The sequence below is a fragment of the Paenibacillus melissococcoides genome (genome assembly GCA_944800085.1).
Taxonomy (GTDB): Bacteria; Bacillota; Bacilli; order Paenibacillales; family Paenibacillaceae; genus Paenibacillus_B; species Paenibacillus_B melissococcoides.
On the sequence record CALYLO010000001.1, the window covers coordinates 1,532,418 to 1,551,260 of the forward strand.

General features: G+C 45.3%; 16 protein-coding genes and 2 pseudogenes. 13 read left to right on the plus strand and 5 right to left on the minus strand.

What is annotated here, in order from left to right; genetic code table 11:
* Nucleotide 1 precedes the first annotated feature (1 nt).
* The 9 genes and pseudogenes from OCY70_RS07160 to OCY70_RS07190 all read left to right on the plus strand — a co-directional run bounded on the left by OCY70_RS07160 (nt 2) and on the right by OCY70_RS07190 (nt 7,021).
* Nucleotides 2-598 (plus strand): gluconate 2-dehydrogenase subunit 3 family protein, encoded by a 597-nt coding sequence (locus OCY70_RS07160; RefSeq protein WP_213426903.1) that lies wholly within the window; start codon nt 2-4, stop codon nt 596-598.
* Nucleotides 595-2,169: a GMC family oxidoreductase gene (locus tag OCY70_RS07165; RefSeq protein WP_213426902.1), complete on the plus strand. Its 1,575-nt coding sequence runs from the start codon at nt 595-597 to the stop codon at nt 2,167-2,169. Before OCY70_RS07160 ends, OCY70_RS07165 begins: the two co-directional genes overlap by 4 nt.
* Nucleotides 2,170-2,488: 319 nt before the next feature.
* Nucleotides 2,489-2,779, plus strand: a complete 291-nt coding sequence (locus tag OCY70_RS07170) for an Imm63 family immunity protein (protein ID WP_249724644.1) — start codon at nt 2,489-2,491, stop codon at nt 2,777-2,779.
* 13 nt (nt 2,780-2,792) lie between these two features.
* Nucleotides 2,793-3,050 (plus strand): carboxylesterase family protein, encoded by a 258-nt coding sequence (locus tag OCY70_RS07175; protein WP_213426901.1) that lies wholly within the window; start codon nt 2,793-2,795, stop codon nt 3,048-3,050.
* Between the two features lie 24 nt (nt 3,051-3,074).
* Nucleotides 3,075-3,380, plus strand: a pseudogene (locus tag OCY70_RS36020) (carboxylesterase family protein); the annotation flags it as partial.
* Between the two features lie 162 nt (nt 3,381-3,542).
* Nucleotides 3,543-3,857 (plus strand): carboxylesterase family protein, encoded by a 315-nt coding sequence (locus tag OCY70_RS36025; RefSeq protein ID WP_213426960.1) that lies wholly within the window; start codon nt 3,543-3,545, stop codon nt 3,855-3,857.
* Between the two features lie 250 nt (nt 3,858-4,107).
* A pseudogene (locus OCY70_RS07180) lies at nt 4,108-4,425 on the plus strand (GntR family transcriptional regulator); the annotation flags it as partial.
* 67 nt (nt 4,426-4,492) lie between these two features.
* A complete protein-coding gene (locus OCY70_RS07185) occupies nt 4,493-5,485 on the plus strand; it encodes a DMT family transporter (RefSeq protein ID WP_213426959.1) in 993 nt (330 codons plus the stop codon).
* A gap of 345 nt (nt 5,486-5,830) precedes the next feature.
* A complete protein-coding gene (locus tag OCY70_RS07190; protein WP_261944552.1) occupies nt 5,831-7,021 on the plus strand; it encodes an IS4 family transposase in 1,191 nt (396 codons plus the stop codon).
* A gap of 708 nt (nt 7,022-7,729) precedes the next feature.
* Here OCY70_RS07190 and OCY70_RS07195 read toward each other — a convergent pair.
* Nucleotides 7,730-8,119: a YetF domain-containing protein gene (locus OCY70_RS07195; protein WP_249725658.1), complete on the minus strand. Its 390-nt coding sequence runs from the start codon at nt 8,117-8,119 to the stop codon at nt 7,730-7,732.
* Nucleotides 8,112-8,387: a hypothetical protein gene (locus OCY70_RS07200; RefSeq protein WP_249725657.1), complete on the minus strand. Its 276-nt coding sequence runs from the start codon at nt 8,385-8,387 to the stop codon at nt 8,112-8,114. Before OCY70_RS07200 ends, OCY70_RS07195 begins: the two co-directional genes overlap by 8 nt.
* Before the next feature lie 284 nt (nt 8,388-8,671).
* Here OCY70_RS07200 and OCY70_RS07205 point away from each other — a divergent pair, with 284 nt between their 5' ends.
* Nucleotides 8,672-11,692: a KAP family P-loop NTPase fold protein gene (locus tag OCY70_RS07205; RefSeq protein WP_261944680.1), complete on the plus strand. Its 3,021-nt coding sequence runs from the start codon at nt 8,672-8,674 to the stop codon at nt 11,690-11,692.
* 259 nt (nt 11,693-11,951) lie between these two features.
* On the opposite strand, the gene OCY70_RS07210 is transcribed toward OCY70_RS07205, so the two are convergent.
* Nucleotides 11,952-12,728, minus strand: coding sequence for a Cof-type HAD-IIB family hydrolase (locus tag OCY70_RS07210; protein ID WP_213431225.1), 777 nt, complete (start codon nt 12,726-12,728; stop codon nt 11,952-11,954).
* Between the two features lie 781 nt (nt 12,729-13,509).
* Between OCY70_RS07210 and OCY70_RS07215 the strand changes: the two genes are divergently transcribed.
* From OCY70_RS07215 to OCY70_RS07225, 3 genes are all read left to right on the plus strand, one after another.
* The gene (locus OCY70_RS07215) at nt 13,510-14,970 is read left to right on the plus strand and encodes a BglG family transcription antiterminator (RefSeq protein WP_213431114.1); all 1,461 of its coding nucleotides are present in this window, start codon (nt 13,510-13,512) and stop codon (nt 14,968-14,970) included.
* A 259-nt stretch (nt 14,971-15,229) separates the two neighbouring features.
* Nucleotides 15,230-15,595 (plus strand): hypothetical protein, encoded by a 366-nt coding sequence (locus OCY70_RS07220; protein WP_213431113.1) that lies wholly within the window; start codon nt 15,230-15,232, stop codon nt 15,593-15,595.
* A 198-nt stretch (nt 15,596-15,793) separates the two neighbouring features.
* On the plus strand, nt 15,794-17,512 hold the full coding sequence (locus tag OCY70_RS07225) for a methyl-accepting chemotaxis protein (RefSeq protein WP_213431112.1): 1,719 nt from the start codon (nt 15,794-15,796) through the stop codon (nt 17,510-17,512).
* Nucleotides 17,513-17,758: 246 nt separating this feature from the next.
* Here OCY70_RS07225 and OCY70_RS07230 read toward each other — a convergent pair whose 3' ends face one another.
* Nucleotides 17,759-17,992: a transposase gene (locus OCY70_RS07230; RefSeq protein ID WP_213431111.1), complete on the minus strand. Its 234-nt coding sequence runs from the start codon at nt 17,990-17,992 to the stop codon at nt 17,759-17,761.
* Between the two features lie 19 nt (nt 17,993-18,011).
* On the minus strand, nt 18,012-18,767 hold the full coding sequence (locus OCY70_RS07235) for an N-acetylmuramoyl-L-alanine amidase (RefSeq protein WP_213431110.1): 756 nt from the start codon (nt 18,765-18,767) through the stop codon (nt 18,012-18,014).
* Nucleotides 18,768-18,843 lie beyond the last annotated feature (76 nt).

Below are 18,843 nucleotides of genomic sequence, written 5' to 3' on the forward strand. Positions count from 1 at the left end.
GATGGCACGGAACAGTCATTATCCGTCTTTTGATGTGATGAAGGAACGGCATGAATGGGATGACCATACGCAGACCATCGTGATGTCTCGCGTCAAGCCGAACAATGCTCTGCACTTTTTTACGCCGCCTGAGGCCGGCCTGATCCGGCGAATCGCCTCGCTGCTCGTAGACGATGAGACGCCGGAAGCGCTTGATTTCGTGCTGATCCACATCGACCGCACGCTGCACCGCTCTCCAGGGGAGAGCCAGCGCAAGGCGGGCGTTCCCGAAGCGCCGAAGCTGCTTCGGACGGGACTCCACGCACTGGAGCAAGCGGCCCAAGCCTTGCACTCTTCTTTTTTTGCGGACCTGGACGCGGACGTCCAGAGGCAATATTTGCAGGACATGAGCCAATCCGCCGCCAAGCCGAAAAAAGCATGGACCGGCATACCGCAAGCCGAGCTGTTCAGGAAGCTGTTGAATCTGACGGTCGAAGCGTACTGTTCTCACCCGAAGGTATGGTCCGACATCGGATACGCCGGTCCGGCCTATCCGCGGGGATATGTCCGCACGCAGATGGGACAATTGGATCCATGGGAGGCTCAGCCGGAACAATGATGAACCGAAAATACGCGAACGAAGAAGTGGATGTCGTCATCGTGGGCGCGGGCGCCGCGGGCGGCGTGCTGGCCAAAGAATTAAGCGAAGCGGGGATGAGCGTGGTTGTCCTCGAGGCCGGGCCGTTCCGCGATCCGCAGAAGGATTTTGCGAGCGATGAGCTTGCGATGAGGAATCTGGGGTGGCAGGATACCCGGATCGTGGACGGGAAGGACCCTTTGACGATGGGGCATAACAATTCAGGCCGCGGGGTGGGTGGCGGAACCGTTCACTTTACGGCGGTGTTTTTGCGGTTCCACGAAGCGGATTTCAGAGCAAGGACACTGGATGGCGTCGCGGAGGATTGGCCGATCGGCTATAGCGATCTGGAAAGGTACTATGCAAGAAATGAAAAAGAAATTGCCGTATCCGGACCGAAGCATTTCCCGTGGGGCAACTACCATGGACCATATCCATACCCGGAGAGGGAGCCGCTCAGCCCGAACGCATACATGTTCATGAACGGCTGCGACAAGCTCGGCATCCGCTCCTCCGTCGCTCCGCTCGCAATTCTGTCCGCGCCGTTCGAGGGCCGTCCGCCTTGCATCAACCGGGGCTTCTGCAATCAAGGCTGCATGCCGGACGCCAAGTTCAGCACGCTCATCGTCCATATTCCGAAAGCGATCCAGGCCGGCGCCGAGGTATTGGCGAACTGCATGGTAACCCGGGTCATCATGGGCTCTGACGGGAAGGCGAAGGGAGTCGCTTTCATTCATGAAGGGAAATCGTATGAGCAAAAAGCGAAGCTCGTCATCTTATCCGCCTACGTGGTCGAGACGCCGCGTCTTCTGCTCAACTCGGCGACCGCGCAATTCCCCGACGGGCTGGCGAATAGCAGCGGCTGGGTCGGGAGGGCCGTCATGGTCCACAGCAGCCACGATGTCTATGCCAAATTCGACACTGAAATCAGACTGTATAAAGGCACTCCGGTGCTGGCTACGACCCAGGATTTCTACCAGACCGATCCGAATAATAATTTCGTGCGCGGGTATACCCTTCATGCTCACGGGGCACGGCCGGTCGAGTTCGCAAGCGGAATCTCGAAGGCCGAGGGAGGACCGGTATGGGGGGAACGGTTAAGGGAGACGCTGCTCGATTACAATTATTATGGAAGAGTCACGTTAGTCGGCGAGGTGCTGCCCCATCCGGAGAACCGGGTAACGTTAGCGGAGGAAAAAGACGAGTACGGCTTGCCCCGCGCCACAGTCACCTTCAGTTACGGCGATAACGATCGGAAGCTTATCGACCATGCGGTCGCGAACATGAAGGCGATTCTCGATGCCGCGGGCGGCAAGGTTGAATTCGTCATTCCGGATAGCGCCCATATGATGGGGGGCTGCCGCATGGGGAATGATCCGGAGAGCTCGGTGGTCAATTCCTATGGACAAACCCATGACATTCCCAATCTGTTCGTCTGTGACGCGAGCATCTTTGTCACGTCCGGTGCCGGCAACCCGACGAACACGGTCATGTCATTGGCGCTCCGAACAGCCGATTACATTAAGGAAAAGGCAAAGAAGCTGGAGTTGTGACATCCTAACCCCTTTCGCGGCACTGCGGAAGGGGTTGCTGCTGTGTTTATGGGCTGGCCCTGGGGAAATCAATCGGTAGTTTTCCCCAGCTTCCTTAGTTCCCGAGACGGATCGAAAACAAGACTAGACTTGGTATGATTTAAAGATAGGCCAAAAGACTTCCATAAAAAGGCGGTTCGAACATGTATAGTCGTATCTCAACGGCTGAGTCCCGTTCCTTCCGGCGTAATTCGGCAGGCCGAGCAAGACATGCGGGCCGCTTTTCCCGACGGGTATAGCCGCTTCCTGCAACAATACGGCGAAGGGGGAGCACTGATCCATGATGCATACGGAACGGGAAATTACGGCCAGCATTATCCGCCTGCTGCGGCTAACGTCCATCTATGATGACTCCTATGAGAAAATGGTGACACAGCCTTTTCAACAAGACGATCTCGGCGATCTCAGCCCCTGCGTGCGCATTCGAGAGCATGCGTATGAGCTGGTCATGTATGAACGAGGCGTGCAGATGCTAAGCAAAACGACCAAAAATGTGGATGATGTAGATTTAGCCATAGCTTTAGAGATGTTATTTCGTCCGATATTTCGTGAAACAGATAACGCAAGATAGGTGGGAAATTGTAATGGAAAAGAAGATGATGATGGTGAACTGTGAACAAGGCGAGTTAGTCGGAATCGAGGGAAATAAGGTGTTCGCCTTTTATAATATTCCATATGGTGCTGATCAAGGAAGATTTATGCCCGTTGGAGAACCCGTTGCATGGAGCGGTCCAAGAGATGCGGCCACGCCGGGATCCGTGTTTCCCCAATCCCAAGCCGGCTGGCGGCTGTTGTGGGTTCCAAAGAAGAACGGAATCAAAAGGAGGATTCCTTCACTTTAAACATATGGTACTAGTGAAAAACGGCCCGTTGTGTTGTGGATTCATGGCGGAGGGTGGTTGTCAGGCGGCGGTTCCCTGCTTTGGTATAACGGAAGCGACTTGGCTTCACGGGGAGATGTCGTCGTTGTTACCGTCAATTACCGGTTAGGGGCTCTAGGAAATCTATTCTTGCCCGGCATATCGGAGGGCAACCTTGGACTCAAAGATTTAATCGCTGCATTGCATTGGGTAAGGAAAAACATTGCGTTTTTTGGCGGCGACCCTGACCAACTCACGATCGCCGGACAATCGGCTGGCGCGTGGTATGCCGTGGCCTTAATGGCATGTTGAAGAAGTGAAAGGCATGTTTAAGCGCACCGCATTATTTAGTTTTCCGGGCGGCATACAAGCGCTAACGAAACACGATTCACTGGAATTGTCTCATTTGCTACTGGAAAATCTGGGAGCCTTTTTGCATCGATCTGAATGTAGAGACAAGAGAACTACTTCGACCTGGTAGAGGTATTTTCGAATGCACTCTTTACTGATCCAACCTATGAGTTCATGGCCTCTTTCCATGATACCGGCAGTCACACTTATGTATTCCAGTTCAATTATCCATCACTGGCCCCTTATTTGTTAGGTTGCCATTGCATTGAATTGCCGTTTGTATTCGGAAATTTCGAGAAATGGGACAATGCCCCGATGCTAGAAAATATGAGCATGGAAGAAGCGCGGCATTTGTCGGACCAAATTCAAGGGTATTTTCTCGGTTATATTAAAAATGGCATTCCTGAACATGAAGGCAGTATCGATTGGCCGATATAAGAAAAAAGCCATCGAAACGTTCTTATCTTTGATAAAACATGGGAAAGAAAAGTAATCAGCGCGCCCGATTCTTCCATGATTTCGGTTTGATCGGAGAGGCTGTGCAGAAAAATGCCGTTACGCCCTGGATTAGAGGGCTGATGAATGATTATATGGAAGGAACTTTTCCGATTTCTTCAAGAGAAGACATGGACGGAACGGATGAATAGGGATAGCAGAATGAACCAAGAGTACGCAGCTTTTTTTCTTTTTGAAACCGTTGTGCGTTAAACTAATATTTGTTAATCTGGAATTACAGCCTGAGCAGCGGTTGCACGACAAGGAGTTGGCCGAAATAGTCGGAATTAGCCGCACTCCGGTACGGGAGGCATTGAAGCGTCTTGAGGATGAAGGACTTATTGAGTCGATTTCGGGTTCAGTTACTTGCGTTGCGCCATTACATCTGGAGGAGGCGAAGCATGCATTTCCGGTGGCAGCCGCTTTACATGCTTTGGCTTCTCGTTTGGCGGTTCCGTTAATCCAAGAGTCCGATATAGAAGAATTGGAATTCACCCATAAGGCTTTACTTGCGGCTAAAAGCAGCAGCCCGTCTTGTGGAACAGAACTGGTTAAGTCTTGGGGAGAGATACTCATTTATGAAACAGATTGAAGCAGGTAAACTGCGTCCTATTTTGTTAGGGATTTGTGCGGCTTTCTTTTTTGCGTTTACCTTTATACTGAATCGTGCCATGGAACTATCAGGCGGAAGCTGGGTATGGAGCGTTTCGCTGCGATTTATATTTATGGTTCCATTCCTGCTGCTTATTGTGGTGAGCAGGAAGAAGCTGCGGCCGTTATGGCAAGTGATGAGAGAAAATCCTGGGACATGGTTTTTGTGGAGCTTTGTCGGGTTTGGCCTCTTCTATGCTCCCTTATGCTTTGCGGCCGCGCATGCGCCGGGATGGATGATTGCCGGGACTTGGCAAATGACGATCATATCAGGTTCTTTATTGGCTCCGCTGTTCACAGAGACCATTCAAACACCAGATGGACTTCTGAAAAAAAGAAGCAAAATCCCGATCAAAGGGTTGGTTATGTCCCTTGTCATTCTTCTTGGCATTATGCTTATGCAGGTGGAGCAAGCCCAATATCTTGCGGCAAAAGATATTTTATTGGGAATTATACCTGTAGTCGTCGCTTCATTTGCTTATCCGCTCGGCAACCGCAAAATGATGGAGATATGCGGAGAGCGTGTGGATGCTTATCAGCGGGTACTCGGAATGACCTTGGCCAGCCTGCCATTCTGGTTTTTACTGTCCTTGTATGGTTTTGTTGTGGAGGGAGCGCCAAGCAAAGAACAAACGATACAATCTGTACTTGTCGCTGTTTTCTCAGGGGTCATCGCGACGGTATTATTTTTCCAAGCTACTGATATGGTCAGAGGGGATATGCCAAAGCTGGCCGCTGTGGAAGCGACTCAATCGATGGAAGTGCTTTTTGCCGTAATCGGAGAAATCGTGTTATTGGCTTCTCCGCTTCCTACTATTATATCTTGGTGCGGGATGTTCATCATCATGCTGGGAATGATATTACATAGTTATGTGTCACATAAGGATGGAAGGACACGCATTCAAGATGTAAGTGGCTAAATAAAAGGGGACTGTCCCATAGACAGCGCACAAGGAGGATGCGGGCAAGAATGCGGGGCAAGACGGGACAACAGAGATTATAACGGCGGGCAAAGCGGCGAAAGAGGGAACAGGCAGTGAAATCCTGCGTGAATGCAGCAATTTACGCTAATTGAGTCGCAATTTGATGAGATTCCTGCAAAAGTACCACTAGCGTTGCATCAATCTTTTTACGAAAATTTCTATCCCATAAGTCTCTATATTTGTAACTTATTGAACTATATTCATGGACAAAAATAAAGAAATCTCCTATTGTTGAGTTACCCTAACGTTATCCATAAAACGCCTCAACAAAGGAGATTTCTTATGGATAACGTACCGAATCATAACGTCATTTGTCAATGCCTAAAATGGTTACATGTCCATTCTACTCGACACGAGTCATTGGATTACCGGGCCCAAAAGCTGTTTGTCGGCTCTTCGACACTCTTATTTGTAGAGGCACAGCTTCAGCAACGAGACTCATACAAAGTCATGTCAGAGCATGTAGCGGCTAATCCTGAATTTCAAGATCTTCTGGGTCTCAAGAGCATAAGCGCTTCTCAACTATCGCGGAAGCTGAAACGGCTGCCTATGGAGTATCTTCAGACGCTCTTTTTCTCGCTCATTGATCGAATCAAGCAACTTACAAAAGGGAAACGCGGCATTACGCCTGGTATTGGGAAACTCAAGCTAATCGATTCATCGGGAATTACACTACCTCCCATTCTCGCGAAATGGTCCTATTGTTCCAAAAGTAGCCATGGCGTGAAGATGCACACCTCCTTGGTCGTTGCGGACTCCAAAACGATGTATCCAGACAAGATCGTCGCTTCAACCAAAGATGTAGCCGATCATGAAGTCGTGTTGGAATTTACAGTGGATAAAGATGCGACCTACGTGATGGACCGAGGATACCAGGTATACGACCATTTTCAGAAATGGGTAGAGGATAAGATTAAATTTGTTTGCCGCGTCAAGCAAAAGAGCCGGTTAACGATCATCAGAAAAAGAGACCTCCCCAAAAGGCAGAATGGGTTTATCCTTGATGCTGATGTGACGATGCCGGAGCTGCCAGCGGTTCTGCGTTTGATTGAGTTTAAGGATGACCAAGGGCGTACCTATCGAATTGTAACGAATCGATTTGACTTATCCGCACATCAAATTGCCGAGATTTATCGAAATCGCTGGCATATTGAGTTGTTTTTTAAATGGGTCAAGCAGCATATTCGATTGGTAAAACCCCACGGTTATACGGCCGAAGCGATTTGGAACCAAATGTATATTGCTTTAATCGCGTATGCTCTCTGTTTGCTGATTAAATTAACACTGGACTGTAAAAAGTCGACATGGGACCTCCTCCAGTTGATTCGCATCTATGCGGAAAAACCATGGGAAAATTTGATCGCTGCACTCAACCGCAAGCCGACTCGAACATCTAGAGGTCGACCAAAGCGAAATGGGAGACGTCCGAAAAAGGCAACAAAGTCGATGAAACCGAGACTGATTGTGACGTAATGACAAACGAAAACGATTTTTACATATAATGGATAACGCGTAGGGTCTGTTTCCAGCTCGACTTTTTTAGACTTAGCGCGGACATCGCAAATGTAAATATATATCATATATTGATGTTAATTGAAATTAGATTATGAACTAACCGCTCGATGCAACGCTAGTGCAATAGTACATTATTTTCGCTGATTTTTTCTTTTAATCCCTAGGCAGGGCTGAAATTCCTGCCGTTTTGCAGGAACTCCTGTAACGAGATAAACGTCATAGGGGAAAACTGCATTTTTGCAGGTTTCGGCAAGGCGAGCATGAAGAAGTAAGAGGGCTGTCTCACCGCAGCTAGAAACTACTTTGATATGCTCCCCTTACACAGGTTTTATTATTTCACCTGTCTACCGTAGGGGAGCATATCCTTATGGGATAGCCCCTTTTTTATTGCACTGTGGAAGCAGGAATATCGCCATTCCCGCTATGTCAAACCAGGGAACAGGTTGAACATAGCTCTTTCTGCATCTTACGTTCGTTATCCCCATGACGCAGGTTGGACAAGTCCTCGTTTTCGTCTTGAACCACGGTTCCCAGAACGAGCGGGTTGTAGGCATGAGTAGTGACGTCTGAAAGACGGGGATATTGGTCATAAGGAATCAACCTAGAACATCGATCGATCTCACCAGAAGGACGGGGATACTGGCCGTAAGGAGACGGGAAGGAATATCAGTTGCGGTTGAGACACCAGAGTAACCTTTGGATCGATGGCTTTTGATGGTTCTTCTGGCGTGTAAGAGCTCGATACTCATCGCATTTTACTGAAGCTTGGGGGTCGATTGGATTCGGATGACGGTTTTGGCTTACTTCTTGGAAAAGGAGGCCTTGTCCCGTTGGAGTTCCTGATGTTATGCCAAGAAGGCGCTCTAACTTTCCGACGGTTACCGGTTTGGCGTGCCTCATGAATTCGTACCCGAGTTGGCCATTTGGCTCTAATGTCGCAATTTTAACATCACTGATATTCGCGATTCCCTCTTGCCTTAGACGTATCTCCAGTTGATCCACTGTCATTCGGATCGTATGCAGATTCTTTTGATTGATTTCCCCATTCTCAATCACAACTATAGATCTCCCCGCTCATAAGCTTTTCGAACCAGTCAGATTTTAATTGTAAATATTCAATGTGTAAGAGCGTTACGATGAAAATTGCAGCTGAACCAATCGCTTTCCAGAGTTGGTTGTTGGCAATCGGTTGAACGATAGTCGTCCCAATCGAAATCATGATAACAGTCGTGGCTACGCTCATTTGTGCGAGAGCGATTTTCTGCCTGCAATCCGAAGAAGCGCCATGCCCGCAATAACCAAAAAGGCGGACTTCCAAATCCAAGCCAGATCCGCGAGCACAACCTCCTCTAAGATTATATTGATTCTCTTATGCTGCGAAATTTATCGTTAATTTAGTTCATAATCAAGGGTATAAGCACCTAAGCAGACACTTCGCATGATATGTTCATGTTCCCGCCGTTCATATCTCGTCTTCGGCTTGCAGGCATTTGGGAAAAAATTCAGATATCTCATTTATATGTCATAAAATTCCTAATTGGATATTAGACTTAATACGAAAAGGAAACTATCGTTGGCGCGAATAAAGGGATGGCGGAGGAGGCGAAGATGCTAGAAACAAACCACAAGCGTGAATTTATGAAAATAAACTATTACCTGCTATGTAAATTATTTTTATTTGGTGCTGTACTCGCGGAAATTGTACTTGGGTGTATCGAAGTTATTTTCAGTTTCTACAGCAGCTCCATTCATCATCAAATGGAAGCCTGGTTCTGGATGATGGGCGCGCTGTATGTTCCCATCCTGGCGGCCTGCTTGCTTAAACGAAAAAGAGAGGTCTGGAGAAACGCCAGGTTCATAATGAGGAGCAGGAGAACTGATCTCCTTATCGTTTTCGCTGCTGGCGTGCTTTCGATGTTCTTCATTGGCGGGATAGGAATAGGATATCTCCGTAATTGGGTTGGGGCGCTGGCTTGGCCGCAGATGACCGTGCTGTTCTCGCTTCCCCTTGCGTTCTTCGCGGCAATAAAGGTGAGAGGGCGGCAGATGAAACGGATGACAAGGAGCACGAGAGATTCGAGCTTCATCAGTGATCAAGAAGGACGGACTAGAGAGGATGACGCGTTCGAATTTTTTGAACTGGCCGTGAGATTTGCCGAGAGGGTATATAACCAAGGTTCGCCGGAAAGCTTGGTGTTCGGCATCGATGCGCCCTGGGGAACCGGGAAATCGACCTTCGTCAATTTGTGCAAAGAACATTGGGACCAACACTACAATGATAAAATTATCGTCTACCCATTTGATCCGCTTCGATTTGAGAACAGCGATAACCTAATGGAGAAATTTACGGATGGCCTGTTGAAGGTGATAAAAGAGAACCTTTTCGCCCCGGAACTGGAAACTCTTATGGCCAAGTACATAAAACTGATAAGTGATTCGAAGCTATCTTTTTCCCTTATGGGCTTTCACTTTGGGCTGCCTTTCGACAAGTCCTCCATTGACAACATATTTGAAAGGCTAGGAATGGTCCTCCGAAGCATCGATAAAAAAATCGTGATTGTGGTGGATGATTTGGACCGTTTAACCTTTTCCAATATCAAAGAGATCCTGTTCGTCGTTAAGAAATCCTTTCTTCTTCCCAATTTATCTTATGTGCTCTGTTATGACACCGAGAATCTTACGGCACTCGAGCAGCAAAAATTAGATACGGAAAAAATGAATGAGTTCCTGGAAAAGTTTATCAACATCAAAACGAGCTTGTACATTGATCATAAGTTATTGTTGAAATATTTTACGGAAAACACCGATAAATCATTAGCCAGGAATCTGCTAAGCAATCCCGAATTGGTCGCCAAAGCCGTTGAGGGGCTCAAAGATATCTTTCATTCCAAGGAGTTTGATTTGTATATTCCTTTTATAGGCGATGCAAGAAAACTAAAAAGACTCATCAATACCATGCTCTTGCTTGAGCTTGAACAGTTGGATTTCTCAAACTCGGATTTTGATAAGCATGATCTGATTCATCTGCTGATCATCTACATCCATTACCCGAATATTTTCAGAAAAATATACAATACGGAGGCGCAGGGGAAACGAGGCTTTTTTTCGCTTATTCGAAAATATGATGATGACTATCCGGCAGACGATGATTCGGATAGCGAAGATGATGTCTATAAAAACTCCACGAAGTATACGGCATACCTGGAAGGTCTGACTGAACATCAACGGTTTATTTTAAATAAAGTGTTTGATGCCAAGCAAAGACTGGGATCGGCGAGACATATTTCTCAGGAGCAATTCACTTCCTATGCTTGCTTTAATGGATCAAAGTGGAGTCCCGGCGGCAGGAATCTGGAACAGTACTTAAATCTCATCATTAGAGTATCCCGTCCAGCCCCCACCCAGCAGTATAAATTTTATGTCAATCTAAAAAATGAGATGTTACATCGAACAAGCATTACCGAGGTGCTGCAGCGTGAAGAGTTTGCCTTCACCAGCGGCGAGGCCAATCATGAAAAAATTTGGCGGATTCTCATTAATTCACCACACAGTGAATATACGCCTGAAAAAGCAAAAGAAATCATTTCTTATGCCCTGAATTCTTTACCGCAATATTCAAGTCTCGAGATTCCCAAAATGAACGTCGGCTTTCGAAGCTTTACGCTTATTTTTTTCATTGCGAAATTATTGGATAAAATCGGGTGGACGGACGGAGAAGGGCAGCATTGGAATAACAGCGACAGGAATGTCGTTCAAATTGCGGAATGGATTTTTGGCGAAAAGCGGCATAGGCATGACGGGGTATTGGAGAACCTGGCCAAGCGGGAGAGAGGGCTTCTTGGGCTGCGCGATTTATTAATCTTCCGCTTATGCTGCTGCGCGGACAGGGGCGGGGATATGTTTAATCTGTCAAGGGCGCTGTCCAAGCACGGCGGGCCGCATAACCCCACGGAAGGAACTGTCACCGAGATCGTTATCGGAGAGATGCGCGAAATCTCCCAATATATATTCCAGGTATTTAAAAATAGATATATGGACAAGCAAATCAATCTTTTTGATGAAGTGATGGGGCTGACTGCAGAAGAGATTTGCGGCCGATCTTACGGTTATCTTGCATCGCAAATGACGGCTGCGGATTTACGCCATAAACTTCAAAGCTGGAAATCTAAATTGCTGAATTTTATGATTTATCAATTGGGGAGCACGATCTACAGCAGCGGCATACCTTGCGGCTACTACAATATAGAAGGAGATAGAGACGGGCAAGGCATCAATAAGTCGATGAATAACTACCTTTTTCACACATGTTTTAGTCCAAAAGTAAACGAAAAAGGCTTTGATTATTTTATGTATTATCTTTTTATCAATTTTGAAACGACATTCGGTCATACCAAGCATCGCGTGCCTCGCCTGGAAGGATTTTTGAAGGTCCTTGATAAAGAGCGCATCAAAAGTTATTGGAAAGAGTATAGGGACAGAATAAAAGAAAGGCAACAATGGAGCTGGGATGATCAGTTGCTCCGTGGCGAAGACGAGGCATTATATGCCCGCCATTTGGAAGAGGCTTATAAAGTATTGGATGACTTATTGCAGGAGGATGACAGGCCGGCAAATGTTTATGAAACATAATTCCTCCGCAAGCGTATTCCAAGATATGTCTTGAAAAGGCGCTGAATTGACGATAAGTTAGATGTACTGTCTAGTTGCTAACGTCGAAGTCGACAGAGGAGATTGTAGAGGGAGATCGTATCGTTATTCCGGCATGGCAGGTTGCGATTCGCCCTCATGTGGCGAGATGGTCGGAGCAGTCCGTTATGCTTCGCTTATTGGCAGGAGCTTTTTACGGAGGGGCAGCCGAGCCACAGCCCGCTACCCCTCGTTAGTTAGCTCAATCAATTAGCCCGGCATGCCGCAGTCCTTGGCGGATGCCGCCTTCATCTACTGAAGAGGTAACGTAATCGGCATAAGGCAGCAGTTCCGGGTGAGAATTGCCCATCGCGATGCCGAGACCTGCCTGCTGGAGCATCTCCATGTCATTGAGTCCATCGCCGAATGCGACGGCATTCTCCGGAGCCAGGCTCAATCGCTCCAGCATGGCATGGATGCCGACGGCCTTGGAGCCGCCCTTGATCAGGACGTCGATCGCTTTGGAGTGCCAGCGGATCATGCGAAGATCATCGAACACATTTTCATATAAATGCTCGTCCTGCGCTTCGCAATGCAGGAATACTTGATAAATATCGGCTTCGCGCCAGAACTCGGGATCATAACCCGGCCGCTCGACGCGAAGGGAATCGATGGATTCCACGACGAAGGGATGGGTTTCGGCATTCGCGTAAAATTGCTCGCTGCCTTCAAACACAAGGGGGTGACGATTGCGCCCCGCCAATTCCACAAGCTTCGCCACACTTTCTCGCGGAAGCGGGCGCTGATAGAGGGGCTCACCTTTGTACACGACATAGGCCCCATTCAAGCTGACAAAAGACTCAATCTGAAGCTGCTCGGCAAGCGGCTTAAAAAAGTAGGGGGCGCGCCCCGTGGCTATGACGGGTTCAACCCCGTTCGTTTTCAATTCCGCGATCGCCTCAACGGTGTCTTGCGGCACCTGCTTCTCTTCATTGACCAATGTGCCATCGATGTCAAAAAATACAATGTTGTAACTCATGTCAGGTCTCTGCTCCCATCTCTGTCTATATCAATGCTGTTATTCTACCAGTGTAGCACTGATTGGGGGCTATAAGAAATAGGTTCGTTTGAACAATGTGTTCCAAAGCATAGGAAGGGAAAGCCTGGGTCACCGGGCAAATCTGATTGTCGTTCGAAACGGAAGCTATCACATGTACTATAGTCATTGGTGCGCCAATACGCTGCCGCAAGTGATGCCATGACAGGGCTGCAGAGCCCCCCTGATCCCAAAGCTCGACTCGCCGAAAACTGCAAAACTGCAGCTTTGCTTAATGACGTGTACTCCGTTACAGGGAATCCTGCAAAACGGCATCAATTTCTGACTATCCATTCGATAAAAGATAAAAATCGATGAACATCATGTAGCATTTCACTGCTTCATCCATCTTCCACCGGTTTGCGCGCCGCCGTTTTTCCCGCATCCACATTCTCTGTTACCTCGTCATCTCCATCATTTTGCAGTGCCTGTGAGACACCCCCTTTCTCTTTATGCCCAAAAATAGTAGGTGGCGATCAAGAGTTGGTATATAGGTCTTAGTTATAAGTAACCAATACAACATTCTTATTTTGGTAAAAAATAAACTTATATAGTACTTTTTATATAATATAAATATATGTTCATGTACTAAAGTATAAATTTTAGTACTTTTTGTCTATGAACAGCTCTGTTGGAATAGACCATAATGAAAGTTGGTTTACGCTCCTTAATCGTATATCCAAAAGAAGGCAGTGAGTACGGAACGCATCAGAGGTGAATGGAAGTGAAAGCTACAGATCGACTTGTTGCTTTATACCAATATTTGGTGGAGCATGACAGTTGGATTACAACCCAACAATTAGCTGCGATGCTGGGTTGTTCTGTTAGTACGATAAGAAATGATCTTGAAATACTAAAGTCTTTTTTACCGGATACTTGGTTTATTGAAAGCCGGAGGGGCAAGGGGGTTCATATCAATCGTCCCTCTAACCAACCTATTGTACCCTTTAAACAGTTACTAAATGAAACAGATAGAGTTCAAAATCTAATAGCATATCTCATTCATAATGAGTCAGGGTGTACATTGACAGAACTCAGCCAAAAATTATTTTATAGTGTCAGTACAGTCAGTAAAATTATAAAGATATTAAAACATGAGTTGAAAAAATACCACCTAAAATTAGGTACAAAACCCGTGAAAATTCATGGAAATGAGTTTCATTTACGACAATTTTATTTTGACTATTATCTGAATAAAAACTGTACGGCTTGGATACAACAGGATACTTTAAAATCGATATGTACTCTTATGGAATCAATTGAACAAAAAGGGAGATTTAAGTTTTCTGACACTTCCTATATCCAACTTCCGATTGTATGGTGTATCTGGAAAAGTCGCCTTTTAAAGAAACAGCACATTACAAAATTTGTTTATCCAACAGTTTTTTACGAATCCAGTGATTCATTTCGATGGATTATTCCAATGATTGAAGAACATCTAAAAAAACTGCATATAAGGGCAAGCCCTCATGAATTACAATATGGAGCGGCTCTGATACTTGGCGTACCACGAATTGAGGGGAAGATGGCAGGCAGCACGAAGACTCTTATTAATGAAATGCTCGAGCAGTGTCATATGGAGACTGTTACTAAAGTGATTCAATATATAGAAGAAAAAACACGGGTGCCTTTTTCCGACGACCCCATTTTGTTTCAACAATTATATGACTATTATAAATACGCAAGTATAAGATGGATTACCGGAATTCACAGCAATGCTAACCAAAAGACTATCAAAATCAAAGATAGTGAATTCAGTCTTTTTAAGTCAGTCCATGAGGCCATGCACCACTACTTTAATTATGCAGAATCCATTAGGGATGATGATGTTGCAGACATTACGATGTTCTTTGTGGCCAGCAAGCTAGGGTATAGTATGCAGCAGAAAGAAAAAGCAATATTACTGTATGTAAGTGAAATCGGTGTTATGAGATATGTGAAGTTGAAGCTGCTTGAAACTATCTGCGGACGAATCAAAATTGTTACGACAAATCATGCCCATGAGATGAAATATCTAGCCTCAACTAAAAAGATAGATATCATAGTGACAACCAATCAGCAAAGTTATACTCTGCTGCCCAATAACATTCCTATCATCCATATAGACCCGATACCATCCAGCTATGATATTACTATTATTCAAGATGCATTAAAACGGGAGTCTGATCATTGTAACTGCGGGTAAAACGATCCCGTTTTTTCTTTACTCTTCGCACGTATCCCCTTCCGTCATTTCATCTATATTATCTCCCATTATATAGTTACACATTTTCTGCTGATAAATGTTATTTTTCAATATTTTATTGTTACCTATAGATGTTAACATACTTTACGAAATGGGGAAGAGGAGAAGCGCTCCTTATTTCTAAATGGCAATTCAAACCCGCAAGTATCTTACTTGTGCCTGAATTAGCGAAAAATTAATGAGGAAGGAACATCGTAGTATGAATAGTCGTGTGAATAATCAGTCTATTTTATTTCAAGTGATCGGTGAGCTTAATAGAGGCGAGCTTCAGTTTCAAATTTGCGAATGGAAGTTATTGATTGAGACGAAAAGATACCTTGAAATTAAAGCACCGAATGGAATGGTAAAAAGAATCTACAAGGAGAAAATAAATGTGGTTATTGGCGACACAAAATACTATTCCGATGGACATCTATCGTGTTCAGCCTTTTGTGTAGAGGATGATATTTCAACAATAAAAATAGCGATCGTAAAACAGCTTAAGCAGCAAATAGATGCATTAATGTCTGACCTTCAAATAAACCAAAGTGCTCTTTCCAAAAAAATGATTACTATGGAACTGTAAATTAAAAAGTAATTTTGTATATTTATTCTCTACTTTAATGCCAAAAAAAGATAATGTACGTAAAATCAAATAAATTAAAATAATAATCTATGTAACTATTGACTTAAGTTGATTTAATGAAAGAGGGAAGAAGGGGGATAGCTCTTAAAAGCTTTTCAACGTTTGAAGCAAGTTATTTCAACAACGAGGTGGAACTGAATGATTAATAAACTGAGAAATATCTCGGCGGGAAAAAAGTTGTCACTATTGGTGGCCACATTAATTCTATTTGTCGCTATTTCCAACATCATCAGTATCAGTGTCTTGAATTCGTTAACGAAAAACACGGAAGAAATCATTAATGACCGATTGGTACCTTCCATTATATTGGGTAGTTATTCGTCTTTAAATCAGTTTATACATACCCAAATTTTACAAGACATACTCGAGAGTGATTATCAAAAAAGGATAGATATAGAAAAAAATGTTATGGATGCAGTTGAAAAAAACAGAAAAAATCTTGCTGCTTATCAAGAAACGAACTTATCTCCTGACGAGGAAGTCCTCATTAACTCAATGCTCAGTATATATCCTGAATACTTGGAGGCCGTAACACACGCCTTAGGACTGTCAAGAGAGAATAAGAGCCAAGAAGCTTATGATTATATCCAGACAAAAGGACTCGCTATATTAAAAGAAATGGATGATCTTGTTGATTCTGTAAATGAATTGAATGTTAAATTGGCCGAGCAATTAAGTGATGTAAGCTCGAAACAAGCAGTCACCACTAGAAGTTTGCTTCTAGGCGTAACCATCCTCCTTATGATAATTGGAGCTCTCATGGGTATCGCGTTTACCAGAATCATTGTCAAGCCGCTCAAAAAAGTGAGCGAAGTCATGAAAAAGGCCGAAGAAGGGGATTTTACCCAGAAGATTGATTATCCTTTTTCAGATGAAATCGGCCAAACTTCAGATGCCATTGATCATATGCTCAATAAGGTGAACGGGTTTACAAAACATATTGCACAAACATCGCAACAGATAGCGTCATTTACCGAGCAGCTTAACGAAAGCGTATCTCAGACGAGTTCAGCAAGTGAACACATTGCACAAAATGTACAGGAAATAGCGGAAGGTGCGGAACACCAGGTGCAACTGGTGGATCAGGCCGCAAAGAGTTTGAATCAGATGGTACAAGATACGGATGTAATAATCACGACTCAAGTTGCCTCCGTTAACGAAGCCGTAACGAACGCATCCCATAAATCAACGGAGGGGAATAAAGCGATTGAGTTTGCAGTAAATCAGATGCAATCGATACATAGAGTTATCTCGAACCTCGAACATACCATTCAAGGTTTAAATAGACGCTCTAGCGAGATTGCTCAAATCATGGACTTGATTAAAGACATTGGAGAACAAACAAATCTGCTGGCTTTAAACGCTACAATTGAGGCTGCCCGGGCAGGGGAAAGAGGACACAGCTATATGGTTGTAGCTAACGAAGTACGTAAGCTTGCTGAACAGTCTTCTCAGTCAGCGGATAAAATCGGCAGCTTAATTCACGCGATACAGGATGAAGCATCCCAGGCGGTGCAGTCAATGCAAAGGACAAAAAATGAGGTGATAGCCGGGGTGAACGCCGTTGGCGATGCAGGACAACTTTTCGAGGGGATCAAGGAATCGGTAGAAGAAGTAGCTATCCATATTGAAAAGGTAATCTCTTCAGTAAATAAAATGACACTGGACGCGGAGGCAATCCAAAATACGGTTCAATCGGTGAATCATTCCGCTATACTTTCTTCTTCCCGTTCCCAAAATATTTCTGCGGCGACACAAGAGCAACTCGCTTCGATGCAAGTAATCTCTGCATCCACCGGAGAACTGACTCAAATGGCTGCCGATCTTCGCTCTCAACTCTCCAGCTTTAAAGTATAAGAGGAAATCCGAATTTTTTTACCTCGCTTTGCTTCATTAAGACGGGCCGTTTCAGGTTTCATTCCTGAACGTCCCGTTTTTTGTTCAGAAGTGAAGATGCAGGCGAGTAACACTCCATTCACATTTAAAAGAATTATCTGAAAAACATCGATATTTTCATTAAATAGGTGAAAATTTCTATGCTATTTCGACCCTATTCCTCGCAAAAAAACCGCAGGCCTAAGCTTGCGGCTCAACTCTATATTTTTATTTCCTTAAGGCGCTTTTCCCCGTGCTGTACAATCCGCAGGAGGTGAGGCCAGAGACAATTCCATACATGACGCCCATTTTCAAATCGCCTGGAGCGAGATATACAACGCCGGCCGCGATACCAAGGATAATGGAAAGTACCGGAGCCAGACGAATCGGCAGGCCGAGCCCTTTTGCTATTTCCACTAATCCGACAATGACGGCCACGATAATACCATCAGTAATCTCCATATCGATTCCTCCTCCCGATTTACGCGTCTCTCAATTCATAGCTCCACCCGTGATCTTGGAACCATTTCTCCGCACGCGCCAAATTTTCACCGCTTAACGCTCCTGTAACCGCATAAGAAGTGCCATTATTTAAAAACTGAATCTGTGCCCAAAATCTCTTCTCCAGGAACATCTGAGAGAGCTCATGAATAGCGGCTACACTCAATCCGCCTGTAACGATTTTCTTTTTGCCGGAGGACACAGGCACCTCTTGGCCAGTTACTGTCTTCACGATGGAAGAAATGACATTATGTTTATTTTTCAGAAGCTTCCGCATATCGTCAGGATTCGTGATAAAAGCGAGCTCTATTAATATGGCCGGAGCGTTAGTGGAATTGAGCACCCGAAGCTCCTTTCGTTCCTTAGCTCCTCTGTCTCTAATTCCAACCGTCTCGGAGATTGCCCTGCTAACGCTTGCGGACAAGGATTGTTGATCGTAATACAGAACTTCTGCCCCTGTAGCCGTTGGTGCGGCCGCGTTAAGATGCAAGGAAATGTCTAATCTTCCCTCTTTATTGTAGCTGTTACAATTGCGGACGATGTTGGTCAGGTTCTCATTCTGCGTCTTCCCCATGTCGTCCGTAGTGCAGGCAACGGCTTGCCCCGCTTGTTGGAAGGCATCTATGAGCATGGCTGCAAATTCTCTGGCGACTTCATGTTCTTTGTACCCGCATCCGGATGCTCCCGGAACAAATGCGTTGTGCCCCGCATGGACCGTAATCAATTTATAACCCATGTTTTCTCTCCTTTTTTACTAATGTGTGTGATTTCTTTTGATTGCTAATCTTCCTTGCAGTTACACGTAAAATATA

Excerpts from the sequence above, each read along its gene's own strand:
- OCY70_RS07160 (WP_213426903.1), top strand. The coding sequence starts at position 2 with ATGGCACGGAACAGTCATTATCCGTCTTTTGATGTGATGAAGGAACGG.
- OCY70_RS07165 (WP_213426902.1), top strand. The coding sequence starts at position 595 with ATGATGAACCGAAAATACGCGAACGAAGAAGTGGATGTCGTCATCGTG.
- OCY70_RS07170 (WP_249724644.1), top strand. The coding sequence starts at position 2,489 with ATGATGCATACGGAACGGGAAATTACGGCCAGCATTATCCGCCTGCTG.
- OCY70_RS07175 (WP_213426901.1), top strand. The coding sequence starts at position 2,793 with ATGGAAAAGAAGATGATGATGGTGAACTGTGAACAAGGCGAGTTAGTC.
- OCY70_RS07185 (WP_213426959.1), top strand. The coding sequence starts at position 4,493 with ATGAAACAGATTGAAGCAGGTAAACTGCGTCCTATTTTGTTAGGGATT.
- OCY70_RS07190 (WP_261944552.1), top strand. The coding sequence starts at position 5,831 with ATGGATAACGTACCGAATCATAACGTCATTTGTCAATGCCTAAAATGG.
- OCY70_RS07205 (WP_261944680.1), top strand. The coding sequence starts at position 8,672 with ATGCTAGAAACAAACCACAAGCGTGAATTTATGAAAATAAACTATTAC.
- OCY70_RS07210 (WP_213431225.1), bottom strand. The coding sequence starts at position 12,728 with ATGAGTTACAACATTGTATTTTTTGACATCGATGGCACATTGGTCAAT.
- OCY70_RS07220 (WP_213431113.1), top strand. The coding sequence starts at position 15,230 with ATGAATAGTCGTGTGAATAATCAGTCTATTTTATTTCAAGTGATCGGT.
- OCY70_RS07225 (WP_213431112.1), top strand. The coding sequence starts at position 15,794 with ATGATTAATAAACTGAGAAATATCTCGGCGGGAAAAAAGTTGTCACTA.
- OCY70_RS07230 (WP_213431111.1), bottom strand. The coding sequence starts at position 17,992 with ATGGAGATTACTGATGGTATTATCGTGGCCGTCATTGTCGGATTAGTG.
- OCY70_RS07235 (WP_213431110.1), bottom strand. The coding sequence starts at position 18,767 with ATGGGTTATAAATTGATTACGGTCCATGCGGGGCACAACGCATTTGTT.